26 protein-coding genes are annotated in these 22,257 nt (G+C 29.0%); 18 read left to right on the top strand and 8 right to left on the bottom strand.

The window, feature by feature from the left end; all coding sequences use genetic code 11:
* Positions 1-118: 118 nt before the first annotated feature.
* The 3 genes from ABXT39_RS03545 to ABXT39_RS03535 are packed head-to-tail and all read left to right on the top strand — an operon-like array spanning position 119 to position 5,669.
* Positions 119-2,746: a valine--tRNA ligase gene (locus ABXT39_RS03545; protein ID WP_415295876.1), complete on the top strand. Its 2,628-nt coding sequence runs from the start codon at positions 119-121 to the stop codon at positions 2,744-2,746.
* A complete protein-coding gene (ilvD, locus tag ABXT39_RS03540; RefSeq protein WP_415295875.1) occupies positions 2,746-4,464 on the top strand; it encodes a dihydroxy-acid dehydratase in 1,719 nt (572 codons plus the stop codon). Before ABXT39_RS03545 ends, ilvD begins: the two co-directional genes overlap by 1 nt.
* A complete protein-coding gene (locus ABXT39_RS03535; protein WP_415295874.1) occupies positions 4,464-5,669 on the top strand; it encodes a sugar phosphate nucleotidyltransferase in 1,206 nt (401 codons plus the stop codon). The genes ilvD and ABXT39_RS03535 overlap by 1 nt, the downstream gene beginning before the upstream one ends.
* Before the next feature lie 3 nt (positions 5,670-5,672).
* Here the strand turns inward: ABXT39_RS03535 and ABXT39_RS03530 are convergent, their stop codons facing one another.
* The 6 genes from ABXT39_RS03530 to ABXT39_RS03505 all read right to left on the bottom strand — a co-directional run bounded on the left by ABXT39_RS03530 (position 5,673) and on the right by ABXT39_RS03505 (position 9,761).
* Positions 5,673-6,191: a hypothetical protein gene (locus ABXT39_RS03530; RefSeq protein WP_415295873.1), complete on the bottom strand. Its 519-nt coding sequence runs from the start codon at positions 6,189-6,191 to the stop codon at positions 5,673-5,675.
* A gap of 15 nt (positions 6,192-6,206) precedes the next feature.
* A complete protein-coding gene (locus tag ABXT39_RS03525; RefSeq protein WP_415277767.1) occupies positions 6,207-6,341 on the bottom strand; it encodes a hypothetical protein in 135 nt (44 codons plus the stop codon).
* A 230-nt stretch (positions 6,342-6,571) separates the two neighbouring features.
* Complete coding sequence (locus tag ABXT39_RS03520; RefSeq protein ID WP_229704546.1) at positions 6,572-7,531, bottom strand: hypothetical protein; 960 nt, start codon at positions 7,529-7,531, stop codon at positions 6,572-6,574.
* A gap of 244 nt (positions 7,532-7,775) precedes the next feature.
* Complete coding sequence (locus tag ABXT39_RS03515) at positions 7,776-8,423, bottom strand: MIP/aquaporin family protein (protein ID WP_415295872.1); 648 nt, start codon at positions 8,421-8,423, stop codon at positions 7,776-7,778.
* Positions 8,424-8,436: 13 nt separating this feature from the next.
* Positions 8,437-8,658 carry a DUF6552 family protein gene (locus tag ABXT39_RS03510; protein WP_168606304.1) on the bottom strand — a complete coding sequence of 74 codons (222 nt, stop codon included), beginning with the start codon at positions 8,656-8,658 and terminating at the stop codon, positions 8,437-8,439.
* 83 nt (positions 8,659-8,741) lie between these two features.
* Entirely contained in the window at positions 8,742-9,761 is a 1,020-nt protein-coding gene (locus ABXT39_RS03505; RefSeq protein ID WP_415295871.1) for a zinc ABC transporter substrate-binding protein, read from the bottom strand.
* 72 nt (positions 9,762-9,833) lie between these two features.
* Between ABXT39_RS03505 and ABXT39_RS03500 the strand changes: the two genes are divergently transcribed.
* The 4 genes from ABXT39_RS03500 to ABXT39_RS03485 are packed head-to-tail and all read left to right on the top strand — an operon-like array spanning position 9,834 to position 12,806.
* A complete protein-coding gene (locus ABXT39_RS03500; protein ID WP_271482637.1) occupies positions 9,834-10,580 on the top strand; it encodes a metal ABC transporter ATP-binding protein in 747 nt (248 codons plus the stop codon).
* The gene (locus ABXT39_RS03495; RefSeq protein WP_415295870.1) at positions 10,581-11,384 is read left to right on the top strand and encodes a metal ABC transporter permease; all 804 of its coding nucleotides are present in this window, start codon (positions 10,581-10,583) and stop codon (positions 11,382-11,384) included.
* Positions 11,385-11,408: 24 nt separating this feature from the next.
* Positions 11,409-11,807 carry a Fur family transcriptional regulator gene (locus tag ABXT39_RS03490; protein ID WP_415291195.1) on the top strand — a complete coding sequence of 133 codons (399 nt, stop codon included), beginning with the start codon at positions 11,409-11,411 and terminating at the stop codon, positions 11,805-11,807.
* A complete protein-coding gene (locus tag ABXT39_RS03485; protein ID WP_415295869.1) occupies positions 11,808-12,806 on the top strand; it encodes an Ldh family oxidoreductase in 999 nt (332 codons plus the stop codon). It abuts the gene before it with no gap.
* Here ABXT39_RS03485 and xth read toward each other — a convergent pair.
* Both xth and ABXT39_RS03475 read right to left on the bottom strand, forming a co-directional pair.
* Positions 12,798-13,574 carry an exodeoxyribonuclease III gene (xth, locus tag ABXT39_RS03480; protein WP_415295868.1) on the bottom strand — a complete coding sequence of 259 codons (777 nt, stop codon included), beginning with the start codon at positions 13,572-13,574 and terminating at the stop codon, positions 12,798-12,800. The genes ABXT39_RS03485 and xth overlap by 9 nt on opposite strands.
* Positions 13,574-13,891, bottom strand: a complete 318-nt coding sequence (locus ABXT39_RS03475) for a HesB/IscA family protein (protein WP_168606297.1) — start codon at positions 13,889-13,891, stop codon at positions 13,574-13,576. Before ABXT39_RS03475 ends, xth begins: the two co-directional genes overlap by 1 nt.
* 50 nt (positions 13,892-13,941) lie before the next feature.
* Here ABXT39_RS03475 and ABXT39_RS03470 point away from each other — a divergent pair, with 50 nt between their 5' ends.
* Genes ABXT39_RS03470 through yajC form a run of 11 tightly spaced genes read left to right on the top strand, consistent with a single transcriptional unit; the run spans position 13,942 to position 22,257 of the window.
* Entirely contained in the window at positions 13,942-15,057 is a 1,116-nt protein-coding gene (locus ABXT39_RS03470) for a deoxyguanosinetriphosphate triphosphohydrolase (protein ID WP_415295867.1), read from the top strand.
* Positions 15,057-16,790, top strand: a complete 1,734-nt coding sequence (gene argS / locus ABXT39_RS03465) for an arginine--tRNA ligase (protein ID WP_415295866.1) — start codon at positions 15,057-15,059, stop codon at positions 16,788-16,790. Before ABXT39_RS03470 ends, argS begins: the two co-directional genes overlap by 1 nt.
* Complete coding sequence (locus ABXT39_RS03460; RefSeq protein ID WP_415276259.1) at positions 16,790-17,053, top strand: hypothetical protein; 264 nt, start codon at positions 16,790-16,792, stop codon at positions 17,051-17,053. The genes argS and ABXT39_RS03460 overlap by 1 nt, the downstream gene beginning before the upstream one ends.
* Entirely contained in the window at positions 17,043-17,993 is a 951-nt protein-coding gene (locus ABXT39_RS03455) for a glycoside hydrolase family 3 N-terminal domain-containing protein (protein ID WP_415295865.1), read from the top strand. Before ABXT39_RS03460 ends, ABXT39_RS03455 begins: the two co-directional genes overlap by 11 nt.
* A gap of 8 nt (positions 17,994-18,001) precedes the next feature.
* On the top strand, positions 18,002-18,742 hold the full coding sequence (locus tag ABXT39_RS03450; RefSeq protein WP_415295864.1) for a segregation and condensation protein A: 741 nt from the start codon (positions 18,002-18,004) through the stop codon (positions 18,740-18,742).
* Entirely contained in the window at positions 18,739-19,440 is a 702-nt protein-coding gene (gene scpB / locus ABXT39_RS03445) for an SMC-Scp complex subunit ScpB (RefSeq protein WP_415295863.1), read from the top strand. Before ABXT39_RS03450 ends, scpB begins: the two co-directional genes overlap by 4 nt.
* Before the next feature lie 42 nt (positions 19,441-19,482).
* Positions 19,483-19,689, top strand: a complete 207-nt coding sequence (gene tatA / locus ABXT39_RS03440) for a twin-arginine translocase TatA/TatE family subunit (RefSeq protein WP_271505205.1) — start codon at positions 19,483-19,485, stop codon at positions 19,687-19,689.
* Between the two features lie 5 nt (positions 19,690-19,694).
* Positions 19,695-19,916: a Sec-independent protein translocase protein TatB gene (gene tatB / locus ABXT39_RS03435; RefSeq protein ID WP_415272397.1), complete on the top strand. Its 222-nt coding sequence runs from the start codon at positions 19,695-19,697 to the stop codon at positions 19,914-19,916.
* Positions 19,903-20,667 (top strand): twin-arginine translocase subunit TatC, encoded by a 765-nt coding sequence (gene tatC, locus ABXT39_RS03430; RefSeq protein ID WP_415276262.1) that lies wholly within the window; start codon positions 19,903-19,905, stop codon positions 20,665-20,667. Before tatB ends, tatC begins: the two co-directional genes overlap by 14 nt.
* Positions 20,660-21,919, top strand: a complete 1,260-nt coding sequence (serS, locus tag ABXT39_RS03425; protein ID WP_415295862.1) for a serine--tRNA ligase — start codon at positions 20,660-20,662, stop codon at positions 21,917-21,919. The genes tatC and serS overlap by 8 nt, the downstream gene beginning before the upstream one ends.
* 53 nt (positions 21,920-21,972) lie before the next feature.
* Entirely contained in the window at positions 21,973-22,257 is a 285-nt protein-coding gene (gene yajC, locus ABXT39_RS03420; protein ID WP_415295861.1) for a preprotein translocase subunit YajC, read from the top strand.

The raw sequence follows: 22,257 nt of genomic DNA, 5'->3' as shown, positions 1-22,257 counted from the left end.
ATAATAAATCAAATAGCGAACCTTTTTATATAAAATATTAATAATTAGTCTACCAAATAAGCTACTAAATTGATTATTGTTAATTGATATTATTAAATTATAAACTTATGAATACCTTATGAGTAATGATAAATACATACATTCCGATGTTGAAGATAAGATTTACTCTTATTGGGAAAAAAATAATTTATTTAAACCCACAACCAATAAAAAGAAATTTTCAGTAGTTATACCACCACCAAATGTAACGGGCAGTTTACATATGGGCCATGCTTTAAATAATTCAATTCAAGACCTTTTGGTGAGATACCACCGCATGAATAATTATGAAACACTATGGCAACCAGGAACAGACCATGCGGGCATTGCCACACAGGCTTTAGTAGAGAAAAAATTAACCACTGAAGGTATTAATAAAAATGAAATTGGAAGAGAAAAGTTTATAGAGAAAGTTTGGGAATGGAAGGAAGAGCATGGTGATATCATTTTAAATCAGCTTAAAAAATTGGGCTGTTCTTGTGATTGGTCGAGAAATGCTTTTACAATGGATGAAAACCTTTCAAAATCAGTTTTAAAGGTTTTTGTAGAACTTCACAAAAAAGGTTTAATTTACAAAGATAAAAAACTAGTCAACTGGGATACAGTTTTAAAAACTGCAATATCTGATTTAGAGGTGGATCAAAGAGAAGTTAATTCTAAGATTTACTATATTCAATACCCTATAGAAGGTTCTAGTGATTTTATAACTATAGCTACAACTAGACCTGAAACTATGTTGGGTGACACAGCAATTGCTGTAAATCCAAAAGATGATCGATTTAAACATTTGGTTGGTAAATTTGTAACAGTTCCAATTGTTGGAAGAAAAATAAAAATTATTGAAGATGAGTATGCTGATCCAGAAATGGGAACTGGTGCTTTAAAGATAACACCAGCCCATGATTTTAATGACTATGAAGTGGGACAAAGAAATAATTTAGAAATCATAAATATCTTTACTGAAGGTGGCAAAGTAAACGAAAATGCTCCTAAAGAATATATTGGACTTGATAGATTTGAAGCTAGAAAAAGAATTTTAAAAGAACTTAAAGAAAAAGAGTTTTTTGTTAAGGAAGAAAATATAAAAAATAAAGTTCCTTATGGGGATAGATCTAATTCAATAATAGAACCTTTTTTAACAGAACAATGGTTTGTTGATGCAAAAAAATTATCAGTCAAAGCTAAAGATATAGTCAACTCAAAAAAAACTAATTTTTTTCCTGCTAATTGGTCAAAAACCTATTTTCAATGGATGAATAATATTGAACCTTGGTGTATCTCGAGACAGCTTTGGTGGGGCCATCAAATACCAGCTTGGTATGGTCCAGATAAAAAGATCTTTGTTGCAATAAATGAAGATGAAGCAAAAGCTGAAGCTAAAAATTTTTACAATAAAGAGGTAGATTTAATTCGCGACCCAGATGTATTAGATACTTGGTTTTCATCAGGTCTATGGCCTTTTGCTACATTAGGTTGGCCTGATAATAAAGAATATGTTGAAAAATTTTATCCAACATCAGTACTTGTTACAGGATTTGACATTATATTTTTTTGGGTTGCGCGTATGATTATGTTTGGAATGGAGTTTCTAGACAAAGAACCTTTTAAAGATATTTATGTTCACGCACTTGTTAAAGATGAGAAGGGACAAAAAATGTCTAAATCTAAGGGAAACGTAATTAACCCTTTAGATTTAATTGAAAAATATAGTGCAGATGCTTTAAGATTTACTTTACTGTCCATGGCATCACCTGGAACAGATGTAAAACTTTCTGAAGATAGAGTTAAGGGATATAGAAATTTTTTAAATAAATTATGGAATGCAAACAATTTTTTAATTACCAATAATTGTGATTTTTCTAAAATTGAAGAAAAACCAAATTTAGCAATTAATATTAACAAATGGATTTATTCTGAACTAATAGAAACTAAAAATAAAATTGAAAAAAACTTGAAAGATTACAGGTTTGATGAAGCTGCAAAAAATGCTTATCAATTTACTTGGCACTCTTATTGTGATTGGTATTTAGAGCTTTCTAAAACAATATTATTTTCAGAAGATGAAAAAGCAAAAGATGAAGTAAGACAAGTATCAGCTTATATATTTAAGCAAATATTAATATTATTACATCCATTTATTCCATTTGTTACTGAAGAAATTTGGCTAAATAATAAATTTGATAACTCAGGTAAAGATTTTCTAATGTTAGCTAATTGGCCCTCTGGGGAACTTGAAAGAGACACGTCCACAAATCAAGTTGAAAAAATTATCAGTATAGTCTCAGAATTAAGATCATTTAAAAATGAATTAAGTGTAAGTCCAGGGTCATTTATAGATATTTCAATAGAGACTGTTAGTAAAAAAGAACAATCATTTTTTACTGAAAATGAGATTATTCTAAAAAAACTTGCTCGTATCAAAAATTTACATAATAAAGATTTAGATAAACCAGCTGCTACATTGATGGTTTCTGGGGATCTATTTAAAGTTTATTTTGATGAAGATGTTGATTTAGAATTGATTAAGGAAAACTTAACTACTCGACAAAATAAATACAAAGAAGAAATGAATAAAATATCAGTAAGATTAGCTAATAAAAGCTTTGTTGATAGAGCGCCAAAAGATATTGTTGATCAGGAAAAAACTAATTATAATAATTTAAAAAATGATGTTGAGAGAATATCAATAACTATAAAGGGTATATAATGGCAAGATTTAACAAAAAAAAATTACCAAGCAGACATACTTCATTAGGTGCTGATAGAGCTCCACATAGATCTTTTTATTATGCGATGGGTGAAACGGAAAAAGATGTAGCAAAACCATTTGTGGGTGTTGTTTCAACTTGGAATGAAGCTGCCCCTTGTAATATTGCTTTAATGAGACAAGCTCAATCTGTTAAAAAAGGTGTTAGAGCTTCAGGTGGAACTCCTAGAGAATTTTGCACAATAACTGTAACTGACGGTATTGCCATGGGCCATGAAGGAATGAAGTCATCTTTAATTTCTCGTGAAGTAATTGCCGACTCAACTGAACTAACTGTACGTGGTCATTGTTATGATGCACTAGTTGGTATTGCTGGTTGTGATAAATCTTTACCTGCTTTAATGATGGCAATGGTTAGATTAAATGTACCAAGTGTTTTTATTTATGGTGGTTCAATACTTCCAGGTCAATACAAGGGTAAAGATGTAACTGTTGTTGATGTTTTTGAAGCAGTTGGAAAACACTCAGCTGGAAAAATGTCTGCTAAAGAATTAAGAAAATTAGAACTTGTTGCATGTCCAAGTGCTGGTGCGTGTGGTGGGCAATTTACTGCAAATACTATGGCGTGTGTTTCTGAAGCTATTGGTTTAGCTTTACCTTATTCAGCTGGAACACCTGCTCCATACGAAGAAAGAGATAAATATGCATTATTGAGTGGAAAGACTGTAATGAATTTATTAGAAAAAAATATTCGTCCAAGAGATATTGTTACCAAAAAATCTTTAGAAAATGCTGCAACAATAGTTGCGGCTACTGGTGGATCAACGAATGCTGCGTTACACTTACCAGCTATAGCTAATGAAATTGGAATTAAGTTTGATTTAATGGATGTAGCTAAAATTTTTAAAAAAACTCCATACCTTGCTGACTTAAAACCAGGTGGAAAATATGTTGCAAAAGATATGTGGTTAGCTGGTGGAGTTCCCATGTTATTAAAAACTCTTTTTGATGGTGGTTTCATTCACGGTGACTGTATGACGGTTACTGGAAAGACGATGAAACAAAATTTAAAAAATATTAAATTTAATCCTAAGCAAAAAGTTTTAAGAGCTTATGACAATCCTTTATCACCAGATGGTGGTGTTGTGGGTCTTAAAGGTAATTTAGCTCCTGATGGCGGAATAGTTAAAATTGCCGGTTTAAAGAAATTACAATTTACTGGTAAAGCTAGATGCTTTGATAATGAAGAAGCTGCAATGGCTTGTGTACAAAAGAAAAAATATAAAGAAGGCGATGTAATTATTATTCGTTACGAAGGTCCAGTTGGTGGACCTGGTATGAGAGAAATGCTTTCAACAACAGGTGCTATTTATGGACAAGGTATGGGTGAGAAGGTTGCTTTAATTACTGATGGAAGGTTTTCTGGTGCTACTAGAGGTTTTTGTGTGGGTCATGTTGGCCCTGAGGCGGCCTTAGGAGGCCCTTTAGCTCTTTTACGCAATGGTGATGTAATTGATATAGATGCAAAAAAAGGAACCATTAACGTTAGATTAACTAAATCACAATTAGCCACAAGACATAAGAAGTGGAAAACAAAAAAATCAAGCTTTGGATCTGGTACTATTTGGAAATATGCTCAAACAGTAGGTCCTGCTTATTTAGGAGCACCGACACATCCAGGTAAAAGAAAAGAAGTAAAAGTTTACGCTGATATTTAATGAAAATTAGACCCGTTATTTTATGTGGCGGAGCAGGAACAAGACTTTGGCCTAATTCTAAAAATCATCAAGCGAAGCAATTTATTGATTTTGGTAATTGGACTTTATTAGGAAAAACTTTTGATAGAGTTAAAACTTCAACTTTTGATGCACCTATCATAAGTACAAATCTTAAATATCTAAAAGAAGTAAAAAAACATCTTAAGAAACATAAGATAAATAAATATAAAATTGTTTTAGAGCCCGCAAAAAGAAATACAGCACCAGCAATTCTTGCATCAGCACTAATTAAAGACATTCCAAATGAGCAACCTTTGATGTTTTTTGCAGCAGATCATTTAATTGAAAAAGCAAGCATTTTTAATAAAGCTATAAATAAAAATAAAGCCAATTTAACTGACCATAATATATTCATCTTTGGTATTAAACCGACATCTCCATCAAGCGAATATGGTTATTTTTTAACAAAAAAAGTTAATGGAAATATTAATAAAGTAACTAAATTTATTGAAAAACCAAAAGAAGCTAAAGCCAAACAAGTTATTAAAAAAAAAGGTTATTGGAATTCTGGTATGTTTTTTTTAAGAAAAGACTCAATAATAAATAACTTTAAAAAGTATCAACCTACAATATATAAAAATTGTGTTAGTGCCGTTTTAAAAGCTAAACTTAAAGATAACACTTATTACCTAAATAAAACATCCTTTGAAAAAGCTACTGCTAAATCTTTTGATTATGCAATTTTAGAAAGAACTAAACATATTAATGCAATTAAATTAGATATCCCTTGGTCAGATCTTGGCAGCTGGAAAGAGATCTTAAAAATGTATGACAAAAACAAGAACAAGTATTACAAGAAAAAAAATGTTTATTACCGACCTTGGGGTAGGTACGTTAATTTGTTTGAAGGCAAAGGTTTTTTAATTAAAGAATTATTTGTAAAACCTAAAGGTATCTTAAGTTTACAAAAACATCATCACAGATCAGAACATTGGCTAGTAACTCAAGGAACGCCTAAAATTACACTTAATAAAGATAACTTTTCTAAAAAACAAAACGATCATATATTCATTCCATTAGAAGCAGTTCATAGAATTCAAAATCCTGGTAATAAACCTGTTAAGATTATTGAAGCTCAAGTAGGCTCAATTTTAAAAGAGAGTGATATTGTTAGGTATCAAGACGTATACGGCAGAGTAAAATAGATTTTAAGGTTTTTCAGAAATTTTTAATGGCAGATCTAATGTTACATCAAATCTTTCTTTTTTTGTCACATCATCGACTTGTTTAGCTTTTTTTTCTAAACACCATTTTTCATAAATTTTACAAAATGTGAATATCCCATTGTATCTATCAATCATTCTTACATTATCTAATTCATCTTTTATCAAAAATTTAATATCATATAATTCCTTAATATTAACTTCTGTTAAAATTTCTCTTGAGTCTGGATTGTAATATCCAGAACCATCTTCACAGGGGGTTTCTAAAACTTCATCTATATATTTTTGAAAAACTTTTCCTCTGATAAAGTTTTCATCAAAGTCTTGAGAGTTAATAGTTTCATAAATTAATCTTCTTAAAGGAGGCTTGTTCATCTCAAACCACATTATAAGTAATTCGTAATAAATTAATTCATACAATCTTATATGCATGGGTTTGCCCTTAACTATTCTTGACCAATTAAGATATCTTCTTATATCTATATTTCTTTCAATACTTTTCATGACAAGTATTTTTTATTAACCTCCTTTAATTATAGTGTAACCACATCTTTTGCATTCAAGAGTTGTAACTCTATCTGTTGGTCCAAAACCAAACTCAATATTTAACGTTTTGTAGTCATGTATGCCCATAAAACAGAGTATTTTTATCATTTTCAAAAACATAATTTTGACACTTTAAATTGTTAAATTTATTTTTTGATGGTCAGCTGATAGCTGAAATAATTGCGGTGATTAGAGAAATTATTATACCGCAGAATTAGATAAAGTTCTACAAGTGTTCAGCTATTTTAAACTTATTTAATTAAGTAGAGATCTTTTTAAACTTTTTTTAAAAATAAATATGGCCGTATTAAATAATAATACGACCACATAATTAATATTTAAAACCAATTATTTGGAATAATGATGTAGTGAATTGCAAGTACAATTGCAACTGACACCGTCAATCCTATAGTCATTTTAAGAAAGTCTTTACCAATCAAAGGAAAGACATATTTAAACTTATAGTCTTTATTCATTGTAGATATTGCAAGCTCTCTACCACACAACAAACCAACAAATACCCATGTTGTTGACATTGGTAAATCATTAAGTTCTTTAAAGTAGTAAAGAACAGCAGCATAAATAACATTAATTATTGTTGCTGATCTTGCGTATCTAGTTCCAGTTTTATCTAAAACAACTTTTTGAATTGTTCCTCCGTTTATGTAGAAGATATAAAAAAGAAGAGCTGTAAAGTATGCAAGAACAATTAATAATAAATTTACATCTATTTGTCTTGGAAGATATACGGCTATATTAGCTACGTCGTGAGATAACCAAACCCACCATAACCAAGCAGAAGTTACCCATACAGAGTTTCTCCAAAAACCTATCCATTTATCTTCAACTTCATCAAATTTCTCATTGATAAATTTAGATACTACTATCCAACAAATGTATGCTGCAACAGCTGCTAAGCCATATCCTACAACACTCTTCATAAGCATCTTTTCAAGAACTACAGTTGATGCAAATGCTGACAGTACTAAAAAAGTAGTTGAAACAGGTATACCTATTCTTGTTAATACTAAAAGTATTCCAGGAGCCACAGCATGATACCACTGTATTTCTTGGAAAGGAATTCTAGTTAATCTTCCATAAGATATATCACCAGCATTACTGTACCAGCCCCACGTGATTGCAAGTATCATCACAAATGAAGCAGCGCTTGCAAGCGTATACCATTTAAACCATTTTTGTTTTGACGCTATAAATGTTCCAAGCGTTTGAATTGAATCATTTGCTATAACGCTATATCCCGCTAAAGCAAAGCCGATGATCGTATATATTGTTGTCATTTCCATCTTATTTTTCCTATTTTTTATTTATCTTTATTGTTTTCCATTTCGAATGATTCTTATTCTTGAGGTCGATTTAATAGAGAAGAGAAATTTTATCTATAGGTAAATTTATTAATATTTTTTGTCGAGAGGTGATTCATCGATCATTATATTATTCAAAGTTGAAGTCTATACAGAGAATTCAACTAAATATTTTTAAGGAGGGTTGATTCACTCTGAATACATTATTGAAAAATTATGTCTACTTTAAAAGTAATTTTTTTATTAAGATTACGGCAATCAATGCACCAATTAATTCTGCAATTATATAAGTAGGTGTATTGAGATAATTAATACCAGTAAATGATTCTGTAAAAGTCCTTGCTATTGCTACAGCTGGATTTGCAAAAGATGTTGAAGAAGTAAACCAATAACCAGCAGTAATATAAGTTGCAACACAAGCTGCAATTGTTGTTTTACCATCTTTTAAAGTTGCAAAAATAATAAATATCAGACCAAAAGTAGCTACAATTTCTGCTAGAAATATATGAAAGCCATCTCTACTTTTTGTAGATAATTCAATTATATTATGTTCAAAAAATACATTAGCCAACATTACACCTAATAAGCAGCCCAATATTTGAGCTGGAATGTATGTGATTAAAAGTTTTCCTTTAATTTTTTTGGTTAAATACATTGCTAAACTTACAAAAGGATTAAAGTGAGCGCCTGAAATTTCTGCAAAAGCCGTTATTAAGACAAATAACCCAGCTCCAGTTGCAAGCGTATTTGCAGTAAGTCTTAAAGCATTATCATTTGTTAGATTTTCAGCCATTATTCCAGAGCCAACAATAATCATTACTAAAAAACAACTACCTATAAATTCACCAATGAAAATTCTATTTTTCATAATCTAATAATGATTAAATTATAATTTTATAAATGCCAATTAAGAATAATGGTATTTGCAAACCAAAATTAGTTAATATTGCTTTATCTTTTGATATAAATCCAGCTATCGTCCAACCAATAACTCCAAGACCATGGAAGTAGATGTTAATAGGGTAGATATTTAAATTAGTTAATAATATTCCAGTTAATACTAAAGCAGTACTGATCCATTTAAGGTATTTTTTAATAAACATAGTGTCCTCTATATGTAAGTTTTATTACTAATTTATTACAATTATAGAGGAAACTAAAATCTTAATTTATAAAATCCCTTAAATTAACAACCTTTAAATGAAGCAGACATATTTCTAATTAGATCAAAATATAAATCTTTTCCTGGGTTTAAAGTAGCTCCAAGTGGATCTACAACACCAGTTTTAATATTCATATCTTTAGCAACTACCTTTATTATATCAGGATTAAATTGAGGTTCTGAGAAAATACATTTTACTTTATCATGTTCAATTATTTCTCTAATTTCTGATAATTGTTCTGCACCAGGCATTACGTCAGTATTAACTGTAAAAGCACCCAATATTTTTACATTAAATCTTTTTTCAAAATATTGATATGCATCATGGAAAACAATAGATGATGTACTTTCATTTAATTCAGTCATCACATCCATAGTAAGTTTATCTATATCTTTAAGTGCCTTATCTAAGTTACTTTTGTAAGTAGATACATTTTTTGAATCATTTTCAATTAAATGCTCAGTCATTTCCTTTAAAATAACTTTTGCATTGATAGGATCTAACCAAACGTGGGGATCGTATTCACCGTGCCCATGTCCTTCATGGTCATCATGATCATCTTCTTTTTTAGCGTGATCGTCATGGTCGTCATGATCATCTTCTTTTTTAGCGTGATCGTCATGGTCGTCATGATCATCTTCTTTTTTAGCGTGATCGTCATGATCATGCTCATCAAAAATATTTCTTTCTCTAAACTTTAATACATTCAAACCTTTAATTTCAATTAATTCAATTTTCTCAGCTTTTTTTGCAATTGAATTTAATGGTTTTTCTAAAAAACTTTCTAAATCTTCACCTATCCAAAAGATAAGATCTGCATTTTGCAACATTTTTGCATGAGATGGTTTCATAGAAAATCCATGTGGTGAGTTAAAACCATCTACAATTAAATCTGGTTTTCCAACTCCATCCATAAGATAACTCGCTAATGAATGAATAGGTTTAATTGATGTAACTACTTTTATTTCAGCATTAGCTGGTGTAAAGATCGTTAATAATGATAAAATTGATAGAATAAATGATATTTTTTTTAGTTTTTTCATAATTTAATTATTTTAATGGTTGTTATAATATAACAGTATGTAATAATATAACATTTAAATGTCAATAGATAAATGAATTCAGATAATAATATATTAGTTAAATTAAATAATGCAGGTTTTCGCCAAAATAATAAATGGCTAGTAGAAGATGTGTCTCTACAAGTTGAGAAGGGTAAAATTGTAACTCTCATTGGTCCCAATGGTTCAGGAAAAAGTACAACTGCCAAAATTGCATTAGGTATTTATAAAAATATTGAAGGAAGTATTGAAAAAAATACTAATAAAATTGGATATGTTCCTCAAAAAATTTCAATAGATTGGACATTACCACTCAGAGTTAAAGACTTTATGGTTTTAACTGAAAATATTAAGGATGATCAGATTAATGAAGCTTTATCATTAACTGGAGTAATGCATCTTAAAAATAAAAATTTAGGTAATTTATCTGGAGGGGAGTTTCAAAGAGTTTTGCTTGCTAGAGCTATTTCAAAAAAACCAGAACTGTTAGTACTTGATGAACCAGTTCAAGGTGTCGATTATACTGGTGAGATAGCGTTGTATGCATTAATTAAAAAAATATCAGATACTTTAAATTGTGGAATTTTATTGATTTCACATGACTTACATACGGTAATGACTGCAACAGACCATGTTGTCTGTTTAAACGGCCATGTTTGTTGTTCAGGTTCACCTATTGATGTTGCAAAAAATAGTGAATATAAAACCTTATTTGGAGAACAAGCATCTCAGATCCTTTCAGTTTATGAGCATAAACATGATCACGAGCATTCTGATGAAGGCAGGATAAAAAAAAATTAAATGTTTGATGATTTTTTTGTAAGAGCATTGGTGGCTGGAATTGGAATTGCCTTAGTTGCAGGACCACTTGGATGTTTTGTTGTTTGGAGAAGATTATCTTATTTTGGTGATACACTTTCTCATTCAGCATTACTGGGTGTTACAATGGCATATACATTTGATCTAAATATTGCTCTTTCAGTATTTTTGATTTCATCAGTAATAGCCTTAATATTAATACAGCTTCAAAAAAAAACTAATTTACCTGGTGATGCTTTACTTGGTCTTTTAGCTCACTCTTCATTAGCTGTTGGATTGGTAGTAATTGGTTTTTTAACTTTTATAAGATTTGATATCATGGGACTATTATTTGGAGATATATTGGCTGTAACAACTAATGATATATTTGTTGTATGGGGTGGTGGTACTATAATTTTAGTTATACTTAAATTAATTTGGAAACCTTTATTTGCATCTACTGTTAATTATGAATTAGCTGAAGCTGAAGGTTTGAATCCAGATAGATCAAAAGCTATATTTACAATTTTACTAGCTGCCGTTATTGCCATATCAATTAAAATGGTAGGTTTGTTATTAATTACTGGAATGTTGATTATCCCTGCTGCAATGGCTAGAAATATGTCAGACAGTCCACAAAAAATGGTAATTTACTCGGTTATAGGAGGATTATTGTCTGTAATTTTGGGATTATTTTCTTCATTAGAGTTTAATACTTCTTCGGGACCCTCAATAATTGTAGCGTCTTTGATCTTATTTATTTTATCTTTACTAAATATAAAACAGTCGATTAAATTGAAAAACTAATGAGTTATTGTTAAACTTTTGATTATGCATAAAGAAATCAATCTATCAAAAAATCAACAAATTATTTTTGATTTTATAGAAAAAGCTAAAGAACCACTTAAGGCTTATTCTATTTTATTTAATGTTCAAAAAAAGGGAATTAAAGCTCCATTACAAGTTTACAGGGCATTAGATAAGCTGATCGAAATAGGAAAAATACATAAAGTAGAAAGTCGAAATGCTTTTATAGCTTGTAAAAGTTCAAGTTGTGAAATTTCACAAGCAACGGCTTTTTCAATATGTAATAAGTGTGAAAATGTTTCTGAAATTAATAATCCAAAACTTTCAAAATATTTAACTAATTTTGAAGACGATACTGGAATGCAATATAATAAATATAATTTAGAGTTTTTTGGTTTATGCAAAAAATGTAAAGCAAAATAAATGAGTACAGTATCCTTAACATTAAATGAAATTTTAGAATTGGCTAAAAAAACATTATTAGCTAATGGTTGTGATGAGGAAAATGCTAGTATTTTAGCAGATACTATTATGAGAGCTGAAAGAGATGGTTCTGTTTCTCATGGTTTGTTTAGATTACCTGCTTATGTGGCTGGCTTAAAAAGTAAAAAAATTAATGGTAAAGCAAGACCTCAATTAGAAAATGTTGCTCCAAGTATTATTAAAGTATTAGGTAACAATGCAGTTGCTCCAATGGTTTTAAGTTTAGGATTACCTGCTGTTATTGATTTAGCAAAAAAAAATGGTGTAGCAGTTCTAGCTATAAAAAATTCACATCACATGGCAGCACTTTGGCCTGAAACTGAAGCTATTGCAGAAGCTGGTCTTGTTGGTATTGCTTGTACATCTTACAAGCCAGCCGTTGCACCAGCGGGTGCTACGAAACCTTTATATGGCACAAATCCAATTTCTTTTGCTTGGCCTAGACCTGGTAAAACTCCAGTTGTCTACGATATGGCAACTGCTTCAATGGCAATGGGTGAAGTTCAGATTGCAAAAAGAGAAGGGCATAAAGTTCCTCTTGGAACAGGTTTAACTAAAGAAGGTAAAGAAACAACTGATCCTGGAGAAATTGCAGATGGTGGAGTTATACTTCCTTTTGGTGGCTATAAAGGATCTAGTATAGCAATGATGGTTGAATTATTAGCTGGCGCATTAATTGGTGAAAATTTTAGTTTTGAAACTGCTGCTAAAGATAATAATGATGGCGGTCCTCCAAGTGGTGGTGAATTTATTATAGCAATCTCACCTGAGAAAATTTCTGGCAAAGGTTGGGATAAGCACGCTGATGAGTTTTTTAGTAAAATGTCAGCTATGGATGGCGTTAGACTTCCAGGTGAAAGAAGACATAAAAATAGACTAGATAAAGGACCAAGAAATATTAATGAAGAACTTGTTAATAAAATTAAATCTTTAAGTTAATTCAATTTCAATAGGTGTGTGATCTGAGGGTTTTTCTTTTCCTCTAGGGTCTTTATTAATATTAACATTTTTTACTATATTTAATAAAGAATTTGATACTAAGAAGTGATCAATTCTTAATCCATTATTTTTCTGCCAAGCACCTCTCATATAATCCCAATAAGTATAACCTTCTGTTTCACCATGAATGTGACGGTAAGCATCATGAAAACCTAGATTAATCATTTCTCTAAATTTTTTTCTTATCTCAAGTCTGTATAAGGCGTCATCTTCAAAACCTTTAATATTATAAGCATCTTCTTCTGAAGGAAGAATATTAAAATCACCAGCTAAAATTATATTTTCATTTTTCTTTGAAAGAGTTTTTAGTTGTTTAATCAAGGTATCCAACCATTCTTTTTTATAAGTATATTTATCAGTATCTACAGGATTACCGTTTGGAGTGTAAATATTAATCAGTTGAATATTTTTTTTCTTATGTTTTAATTCTGCTGAAATAATTCTTGATTGTTTCAATTTGTCTTTAATCAAATCTAATCTGACATTTTCTAGTTTATGTTTAGATATGATTGCAACACCATTATAACTTTTTTGTCCAAATACATGACTTTCATAATCTAATGCTGAAAAATCATCATAGGGAAAAGTTTCATCTTGAGTTTTAATCTCTTGCATCATGACAACATCAGGAGAAAATTTTTGAAGGTATTCTTTAATATTTTCAATTCTTGCTCTAACTGAATTAACATTCCAAGATGTGATAATCATTAAATAGAGAATGAAACACCACAACCGCAAGAAGATTTGCTTTGTGGGTTAGAGATTTTAAATTGATCACCAATTAGTTCTGATACAAAGTCTACTTCTGAACCTTTTAATAAGTCTGCTGAAGTTTTATCAATGAGAATATTTTCATGTTTTAAGTCGTCTGCTTCTAATTTTTTGTCAAAAGTAAACTCATATTGAAAACCTGAGCAACCACCACCTTTAATAGCGATTCTAAAAAATGACCCTGGATCTTTTTGAGACAACAAATTATTAATCTGTTTTATAGCTTTATCTGTAAATTTAATTTCTTTAATCATATAACAACACTGATATTACTAATATAATATCAATTTATTAAATTTAAAGTATGAATAATTACTCAAATTTAGCTCTATCTAAAAGTAAAGGTCGTATTTTTAAAGAAGCCAATTCACTTTATAGAACACCATTTCAAAGAGATAGAGATAGGATTATTCACAGTGCCTCATTCAGAAGGCTAAAGCATAAAACACAAGTTTTTGTTAATACAGAAGGGGATCACTTTAGAACTAGAATTACCCATTCAATTGAAGTTGCACAAATTGCAAGATCAATAGCTAAACATTTAGGTTTAAACGATGATCTGGCTGAAACTTTAAGTTTGGCTCATGATTTGGGACACACACCGTTTGGACATGCTGGAGAAGATGCCCTTAATGAATGCATGGTTAACTTCGGAGGTTTTGATCATAATCTTCAAACTTTAAGAATAATTATGTTTCTTGAGCATAAATACCTTAAATTTAAAGGTCTAAACTTAACATTAGAAACTTTAGATGGATTATTAAAGCACAATGGCCCAATTGAAGATCTTTCTACAGTTAATAGGCTGATTGGATTGAAAAGTTTTAAGAATAAAATAAATTTTACTAACTCTGGATCATTGGAAGCTCAAATATCAGCAATCTCTGATGACATTGCCTATAATAATCATGACATACAAGATGGAATCAGAGCTAAAATGTTTAATTTAAATGACTTGATTGAAATTAATTTTTTTAAAGATATTTATAAATCTCATAAAAAAAATATTAAAAATAATAATAAAGATATTTTGATATATCAAATAATACGAGATTCAATTGATTTAATGGTTAGAGATTTGATTAAAAATACTAAAAATAATTTAAAAACTAATAAGATCAAATCTTTAAATGATGTTTATAAATTAGATAATCCTATAGTATGTTTTTCTAGTAAATTTCTAAAAATTGAAAAAGAAGTTAGGTTTTTTCTAAGAAGTAAAATGTACAACAATAAGAAAGTATTATTAAAAAATAATCATGGAAAAAAAATTGTTAATAAACTTTTTTATAAAATTAAGAATAAGCCCAAAAAATTCTTAAATGCTGACCAATTAAAAAATGACTCCAATAGAGCTATTGCTGATTTTATTTCAGGTATGACAGATAGATATGCAATCAATTTAAACAAAAGTATTTAATGAACATTTTTGATCTCTACTTAGATAAAATAATAATTTTGGTTAAAAAACTAAATAAAGATGGCTCTTTAGAAATACCTGAATCTTTAAAAGGAATTAATGTAGATATACCACCATCAAATTTTGATTGCGATATATCAACTAATGTAGCCATGGTACTCTCTAAAGCGAATAAAAAATCTCCAATCGATATTGCAAATACTCTAATTGATTTAATTAAAAATGAAGATGAAAAAATTGAAACTATTTCTGTAGCAAAACCTGGATTTATTAATATTAAATTTAAAACTATATATTGGAACAATTTTATTAAAAATGTTAACCAAAATTACAAAGATTTTGGTGTCAATATAAAAGAAAAAAAACAGAAATATCTTGTAGAATTTGTTTCAGCTAATCCGACAGGTCCTCTTCATGTAGGACATTGTAGAGGTGCAATATTAGGAGATGTAATTTCAAATATATTAATTTTTAACAAGCATGATGTTTCGAAAGAATATTATGTTAACGACTATGGTAATCAGATCATAATTTTTACAAAGTCTGTTTTTTTTAGAATTAGAGAAATACTTTTTAATGAAAAATTTCCCATTGAAAATTCTGATTTATATCCAGGTGATTACTTAGTTGATATTGCTAAAAATATTATAGAATCTAACAAAGTTTTAAAATTTGATAAATTTGAAGATGTTTCAAAAGAATTAACTTTATTGTCAGTCTCAGAATCTTTAAAATTAATTAAAAACAATTTAGCAAACCTTGGAATAGTGCACGATAAATTTACCAGTGAAACTGATATTGTCCTAAATAATGAAGTTCAAAAAGCAATTGATAAATTAAAGGATAAAAAACTAGTTTATAGTGGAAAAATTAAGGCCCCTAAAGGTGAGGATGATCAAAACTGGGTCGAAAGAGAGCAACTTTTATTTAAATCAACAGATTTTGGAGATGATAAAGATAGAGCACTTCAAAAATCTGATAAATCATGGACTTACTTTGCTAGTGATGTGGCTTATCACGATAATAAATTAAATAGAAATTACGATACACTTATTAATATATTAGGAGCAGATCACGCTGGTTATATAAAAAGGATAACTTCTGTCGTTGAAGCATTATCTGGAGATAAAAAAAAATTAATTTGTAAGGTTAGCCAACTTGTTAAACTAATTAAAGATGGAAAACCTTTCAAAATGTCAAAAAGAAAAGGTGACTATATAACTGTTGAAGACTTGATTGCTGAAGTTGGTAGGGATGCTACTAGATTTATTATGCTTAATAGAAGTAGCGATGTAGAGTTGGATTTTGACTTTACAAAAGTTAAAGAAAAATCAAAAGATAACCCTCTTTACTATGTCCAGTATTGTTATGCTAGAATATCATCTGTTTTTAGACACGTAGATCTTAATATAGAAAATGATTTGAATATAAATGATTACGAGTTTGAATACACTGGAGATGAAATAAAGATATTAAAAAAAATAGCTGAATGGCCCAAATGTATTGAAGCTGCAAGTTTAAGACTTGAACCCCACAGAATACCAGTTTATCTTTATGAGCTATCATCAGAATTCCATTCTTATTGGAATATGGGTAAAGATGATCCATCAAAAAGATTTATTAACGAACAAAAGAAAATATCAAATGATAAGTTAGTTTTTTTAAAAGTTATATCTAATGTTATCAAATCTGGAATGGATATTGTTGGAGTGGATACTCCGCAAAAAATGTAATGTTAAAAGAACTTAAATATCTTTTATTTTTAATTGTTATAGTTTTATTTTTTTTTCTATCTTTCAAATACTACTTTTCAAATGAAAATAAAAAAAATTCATATAGATCTTTAAAAAATATTGAAGATAAAACTGAAAATTATTCTCGTAATCTTATTTTACTTAATAGTGATACTGTTAATATCGTAGAATATGTTGAAAAAAGCATAGATAAAAACAAAAAGAATTACAATTTTTGGAAATTAATAAATAATGATGGATGATCGTAAAAGTTTTATAGTTGGTTTAAAATCAACTAAATTATTGATTAAAGAAAAAAAATTTCTAATTAAACATAAGCCCTGGGGAATAATACTTTTTTCACGTAATATCAAAAATATTGCACAAGTTAAAAAATTAACAGATGAAATTAGAAAAATATTTAATGATAAGAAATACCCTATTTTAATTGATCAAGAGGGTGGGAGAGTAAATAGATTAAGTAAATTTTTTAAAGCAGATAAGTTTACAGGAGAATTTTTTGGCAATCTTTATCTTAAAGATAAAAAAAAATTTTATACTGAATATAAAAAGTTTATAAATAAAACTGTCTTATTATTAAAAACTGTAGGCATAAATATTAATACTTTACCCGTTCTTGACGTAAGATCAAAAGGGTCTAGCTCAATAATTGGTGATAGAGCATTTTCAAATAATGCAAAGATTGTTTCACAAATTGGTGATATTTGTATTAAAGAATTGCATAATAATAAGATTGCCGCTGTAATAAAACATATTCCTGGTCACGGTTTGGCTAAAGTTGATAGTCATAAAAAAACTCCTACAATCAACAAGGAATTAAGGCATCTAAATAATAATGATTTTATGGCATTCAAAAATAAAAATAGTCTGTTTGCAATGACAGCACATCTTATTTATAAAAATATCGATAAAGTTAATACCGCAACACATTCGAAGAAAGTTATAAAATTGATAAGAAACCAAATTAAATTTAAGAATATTTTGATGTCTGATGATATATCAATGAAGAGTTTAAAAGGCTCTATAGCAATTAATACAAAAAAATCCTTTAACGCTGGTTGCGATCTAGTTCTTCATTGTAATGGAAATTTAAAAGAAATGAATGATGTGGCTCTGTATTCACCATTTATAAGTAAGTTTATTATTAAAAAAACATCACAATTTTATAAGATTATAAGTTAATATTTATTATGTCTGACACCGATTCTAAAAATTTTAATGTAGATCTTGATAATTATAACGGCCCGCTTGATGTTTTATTGGATTTGGCAAAAGCTCAAAAGGTTAACCTTGAAGATATTTCAATAACATTACTGGCTGATCAATTTCATAATTATATTACTAACGAAAAAAATCTTAACCTAGAGTCAGCATCAGAATATTTATTGATGGCTACCTGGTTAACTTATCTTAAATCAAAACTTTTGTTGCCAGGAAATCCAGAAGAAGAATTTAAAGTTTTAGAAGTTGCTGAAAAATTAAAATTGCAATTAAAAAAATTAGAGTTGATTAGATTACTTTCTGACCAAATGTTAAAAAGAAAAAGACTTGGTAGAGAAATAAGAGTTAGAGGAATTAAAGGAAACATAAGATCTATATATAGTACTGAATATAGACTAAATCTTTACGAACTATTAAAATCTTATTCATCAATTATTATGACTAAAGATTTTCAAAGGATGAATATTCCTAAACTTCCAGTTTTTACTACTGAAGATGGTATAAAAAGAATAAAAGAATTTTTTGGTAAGTTAATTGATTGGAGGAATATTAATGAATTAATACCACCTTCATTTAAGAATAGTTCAAAATATAAAAGAACAGGTAAAGCAGGAATTTTTGCTGGTTCCTTAGAGCTGGTTAAAGAGGGGAATCTAACTATAAAGCAAGAAAACTTATTTGATGATATTTATATTAAAGAACTAAAATGACAAAAATAAAAAAAAATACAAATGACAATATAGTTACTTTCCCATCAAAAATGAATGCTGGTGAAAGAGAAGTTGAAGCAATAGTTTTTGCTGCTGCTGAACCATTAGATATTGACACCATTGAATCTAAAATTTCAAAAAAAATTGATGTTTTAAAATCATTAGAGAAACTTCAAAAAGAATACTCATCAAGAGGAATTAATTTAGTTTGTATTTCTAAGAGATGGTCTTTTAGAACTTCTGAAAATTTATCAAACCTTATGTCTCAAGAAAAAACTGTAGAAAAAAAACTATCTCGAGCTGCAGTTGAAACATTAGCTATAATTGTTTATCACCAACCTGTTACTAGAGCTGAAATAGAAGAAATTAGAGGTGTTGCTTTTGGAACGAATACACTTGAAATTTTAATGGAACTTAATTGGGTAAAACCACAGGGCCGTAAAGATGTACCTGGTAAACCAATTCAGTATGGAACTACTGATGATTTCTTAAGTCATTTTAGTCTTCAGAAGTTATCAGATTTACCTACGGTTGATGAATTAGGATCTGCAGGTCTGATTGATAGTACAAATATAGATAATGCAATATTTGGTACTGGTAAATTTTACAAAGAGAAACAAGTAGAGAAAAAAGAAGATATTTATGAAAATATCGATGAGATGCTGGGTGGAACACTTAGTCCAGAAGAAGAAAAGTAAAATGTTACTTTAAAATTAAATTTAAAAGAGGTATAAAATATTATGAGCATTGGAATTTGGCAAATAGCAATTGTAGTAATCTTAGTTGTCCTTTTATTTGGTAGAGGTAAAATTTCTAGTTTAATGGGCGATGTAGCCAAAGGTATAAAAAGTTTTAAAAAAGGTATGGCTACAGATATTACTGATGAGTCTGAACCTGAGCCTAAAAATGTTTCAGAAAATAATCAAGACAGCAAAGACAAAGAATAAATTAAATGCCCACTATTGGCTGGTTTGAGATTTTAATAGTAGTAGCTGTTGCAATCATTGTTATTGGACCAAAAGATTTTCCACATATGTTAAAAAAAGTTGGTTCATGGATTGGAACCACAAAAAGATATATTAGCAATATACAAAATGAGGTAGCTGACCTTGATATTAATTCTAATGAAATAGAAAAACCTATAGAAGAAAAAAAAGATAATGACAAAATCTGAAAATGAAGGTGGCTTTGTAAGTCATTTAACTGAACTCAGAAAAAGATTAATTCATTCTTTTATTTTTTTGTTTATCTTTTTTATTGGATGTTATTTTTTTTCAGAACATCTCTATGGATTTTTAGTTGAGCCTTTTGCTAAAGCGGTTAATGAAAGTGGAACTGATAGAAGATTAATTTTTACAGCTTTACAGGAAACATTTTTAACATACTTAAAGGTTTCCTTTTTTGCAGCATTCTTTGTTACTTGTCCCTATATATTGGTACAAATATGGAAATTTATTGCACCAGGGCTCTATAAGCATGAAAAAATTGCAATCGTTCCTTATCTAGTTTTAACTCCTATATTATTTTTTCTAGGAGGAATGCTTGTTTATTATTTAATAATGCCACTAGCCATAAAGTTTTTTCTCTCTTTCGAAAGTACAGGGGCCTCAACAGGATTACCCATCCAATTGGAAGCAAAAGTTAGTGAATATCTTTCACTTGTAATGAAATTAATTTTTGCATTTGGTATAAGTTTTCAGCTACCAGTTGTTCTTAGTTTGTTAGCTAGAGTTGGCATAGTTAATGCTAAGTTTCTTAGAGAAAAAAGAAAATATGTTGTTGTAATGATTTTTGCAGCAGCTGCATTATTAACACCACCTGATCCTATAACTCAAATTGGACTAGCAATACCATTATTGATTTTATATGAATTATCTATATTTTCTGTAAACATTATTGATAAGAAAAATAAAAAAAATGCATAATATAAAAGAAATTAGAAATGATATTGAGGCTTTTAAAAAAGCTTTAAATAAAAGATTCCTTGATATAGATGTCGATAAGATTTTATCATTGGATGAGAACAATAGAGAATATATCCAACAAAGAGAACTGCTTGAAAAAGAAAAAAAAGATATTTCAAAGTCTAAAGATCAGTCACTTTTTGAAAAATCTAAAAAAATTTCATCTGAAATAGATAATATTAATAAATTACAAACTAATGTTAAAAATCAATTAGAAACTATTTTATCATCAATACCAAATATACCTCATTCTGACGTTCCTACAGGTAAAGATGAAAATTCAAATATAGAAATTTCTAAATCAGGAACAATACATAATTTTACATTTAAGCCTAAATCTCATTATGAATTAGGTGAAAACTTAAAAATGCTTGATTTTGATCTAGCAACAAAAACTACTGGCTCTAGGTTTGTTTTTGTAAAAGATAAATTGGCCTTGTTAGAAAGAGCTTTATCAAATTTTATGCTTGATACACATGTCAATACTAATGGTTATGAAGAGATATCACCGCCACTAATTGCAACAGATGCTACTATGTATGGTACAGGACAATTACCTAAATTTGATAATGATCAGTTTGAACTTAAATTAGATGATTCTACTGACAGAAAGTTTTTAATTCCAACTGCTGAAGTTATTTTAACCAATATTGTAAAAGATCAAATTATTGATAAAAAAAAACTTCCAATGCGAATGGTTGCTTCAACTCCATGTTTTAGAAAAGAAGCAGGTAGTTATGGTAAAGATACAAAAGGCATGATTAGACAGCACCAATTTTACAAAGTTGAAATGGTGAGTATTGTTGAGGCTGATAAGTGTTTACCAGAACTCGATAGAATGACTGATTGTGCAACTAAAATTTTAGATTTACTAAAACTTCCATATAGAAAAATAGTTTTGTGTACTGGTGATATGGGGTTTAGTGCTGAAAAAACTTTTGATATTGAGGTGTGGCTTCCATCTGAGGATAAATATAGAGAAATCTCAAGCTGTTCTTCATGTGGATCGTTTCAAGCAAGAAGAATGAAAGCTAGATATAAAAACGAAAAAAATGAAACTGTCCTTGTTGGAACCTTAAATGGGAGTGGTTTAGCAGTTGGTAGAACATTAGTTGCTATATTAGAAAATTATCAACAAGAAGATGGATCTATTATTGTACCTGAAGTTTTAAGGCCTTACATGAATAATATTGAGAAAATCAATAAGATTTAAAGTTGTTTTAATTTAATAGATGTTGTAAGTATTCACTTTAATCAAGGAGAAAAATGAATTCAGGAATAGGACAATTTATACCACTAATTTTAATTTTTGTTATTTTTTACTTTTTTTTAATAAGACCTCAACAAAAGAAAGTTAAAGAGCATAAAGCCATGGTAGAAAACTTATCAAGAGGAGACAAGGTTGTAACATCTGCTGGTATTATTGGGACAGTTGAAAGAATTATTGATAATGAAAAAGTTGAAGTGCAAATTGCTGACAACGTTAAAGTTGAAATTATCAAATCTACAGGCATCCAAGGATTACTTAACTCCCCTGAAGTAAAAAAATAA

The organism is Candidatus Pelagibacter sp. Uisw_113 (assembly GCF_047717815.1).
Classification (GTDB): domain Bacteria; phylum Pseudomonadota; class Alphaproteobacteria; order Pelagibacterales; family Pelagibacteraceae; genus Pelagibacter.
Note: the sequence above shows the minus strand (reverse complement) of the source record. Positions and strands in the feature narration are given on the sequence as shown.

Excerpts from the sequence above, each read along its gene's own strand:
- ABXT39_RS03545 (WP_415295876.1), top strand. The coding sequence starts at position 119 with ATGAGTAATGATAAATACATACATTCCGATGTTGAAGATAAGATTTAC.
- ilvD (WP_415295875.1), top strand. The coding sequence starts at position 2,746 with ATGGCAAGATTTAACAAAAAAAAATTACCAAGCAGACATACTTCATTA.
- ABXT39_RS03535 (WP_415295874.1), top strand. The coding sequence starts at position 4,464 with ATGAAAATTAGACCCGTTATTTTATGTGGCGGAGCAGGAACAAGACTT.
- ABXT39_RS03530 (WP_415295873.1), bottom strand. The coding sequence starts at position 6,191 with ATGAAAAGTATTGAAAGAAATATAGATATAAGAAGATATCTTAATTGG.
- ABXT39_RS03525 (WP_415277767.1), bottom strand. The coding sequence starts at position 6,341 with ATGATAAAAATACTCTGTTTTATGGGCATACATGACTACAAAACGTTA.
- ABXT39_RS03520 (WP_229704546.1), bottom strand. The coding sequence starts at position 7,531 with ATGACAACAATATATACGATCATCGGCTTTGCTTTAGCGGGATATAGC.
- ABXT39_RS03515 (WP_415295872.1), bottom strand. The coding sequence starts at position 8,423 with ATGAAAAATAGAATTTTCATTGGTGAATTTATAGGTAGTTGTTTTTTA.
- ABXT39_RS03510 (WP_168606304.1), bottom strand. The coding sequence starts at position 8,658 with ATGTTTATTAAAAAATACCTTAAATGGATCAGTACTGCTTTAGTATTA.
- ABXT39_RS03505 (WP_415295871.1), bottom strand. The coding sequence starts at position 9,761 with ATGAAAAAACTAAAAAAAATATCATTTATTCTATCAATTTTATCATTA.
- ABXT39_RS03500 (WP_271482637.1), top strand. The coding sequence starts at position 9,834 with ATGAATTCAGATAATAATATATTAGTTAAATTAAATAATGCAGGTTTT.
- ABXT39_RS03495 (WP_415295870.1), top strand. The coding sequence starts at position 10,581 with ATGTTTGATGATTTTTTTGTAAGAGCATTGGTGGCTGGAATTGGAATT.
- ABXT39_RS03490 (WP_415291195.1), top strand. The coding sequence starts at position 11,409 with ATGCATAAAGAAATCAATCTATCAAAAAATCAACAAATTATTTTTGAT.
- ABXT39_RS03485 (WP_415295869.1), top strand. The coding sequence starts at position 11,808 with ATGAGTACAGTATCCTTAACATTAAATGAAATTTTAGAATTGGCTAAA.
- xth (WP_415295868.1), bottom strand. The coding sequence starts at position 13,574 with ATGATTATCACATCTTGGAATGTTAATTCAGTTAGAGCAAGAATTGAA.
- ABXT39_RS03475 (WP_168606297.1), bottom strand. The coding sequence starts at position 13,891 with ATGATTAAAGAAATTAAATTTACAGATAAAGCTATAAAACAGATTAAT.
- ABXT39_RS03470 (WP_415295867.1), top strand. The coding sequence starts at position 13,942 with ATGAATAATTACTCAAATTTAGCTCTATCTAAAAGTAAAGGTCGTATT.
- argS (WP_415295866.1), top strand. The coding sequence starts at position 15,057 with ATGAACATTTTTGATCTCTACTTAGATAAAATAATAATTTTGGTTAAA.
- ABXT39_RS03460 (WP_415276259.1), top strand. The coding sequence starts at position 16,790 with ATGTTAAAAGAACTTAAATATCTTTTATTTTTAATTGTTATAGTTTTA.
- ABXT39_RS03455 (WP_415295865.1), top strand. The coding sequence starts at position 17,043 with ATGATGGATGATCGTAAAAGTTTTATAGTTGGTTTAAAATCAACTAAA.
- ABXT39_RS03450 (WP_415295864.1), top strand. The coding sequence starts at position 18,002 with ATGTCTGACACCGATTCTAAAAATTTTAATGTAGATCTTGATAATTAT.
- scpB (WP_415295863.1), top strand. The coding sequence starts at position 18,739 with ATGACAAAAATAAAAAAAAATACAAATGACAATATAGTTACTTTCCCA.
- tatA (WP_271505205.1), top strand. The coding sequence starts at position 19,483 with ATGAGCATTGGAATTTGGCAAATAGCAATTGTAGTAATCTTAGTTGTC.
- tatB (WP_415272397.1), top strand. The coding sequence starts at position 19,695 with ATGCCCACTATTGGCTGGTTTGAGATTTTAATAGTAGTAGCTGTTGCA.
- tatC (WP_415276262.1), top strand. The coding sequence starts at position 19,903 with ATGACAAAATCTGAAAATGAAGGTGGCTTTGTAAGTCATTTAACTGAA.
- serS (WP_415295862.1), top strand. The coding sequence starts at position 20,660 with ATGCATAATATAAAAGAAATTAGAAATGATATTGAGGCTTTTAAAAAA.
- yajC (WP_415295861.1), top strand. The coding sequence starts at position 21,973 with ATGAATTCAGGAATAGGACAATTTATACCACTAATTTTAATTTTTGTT.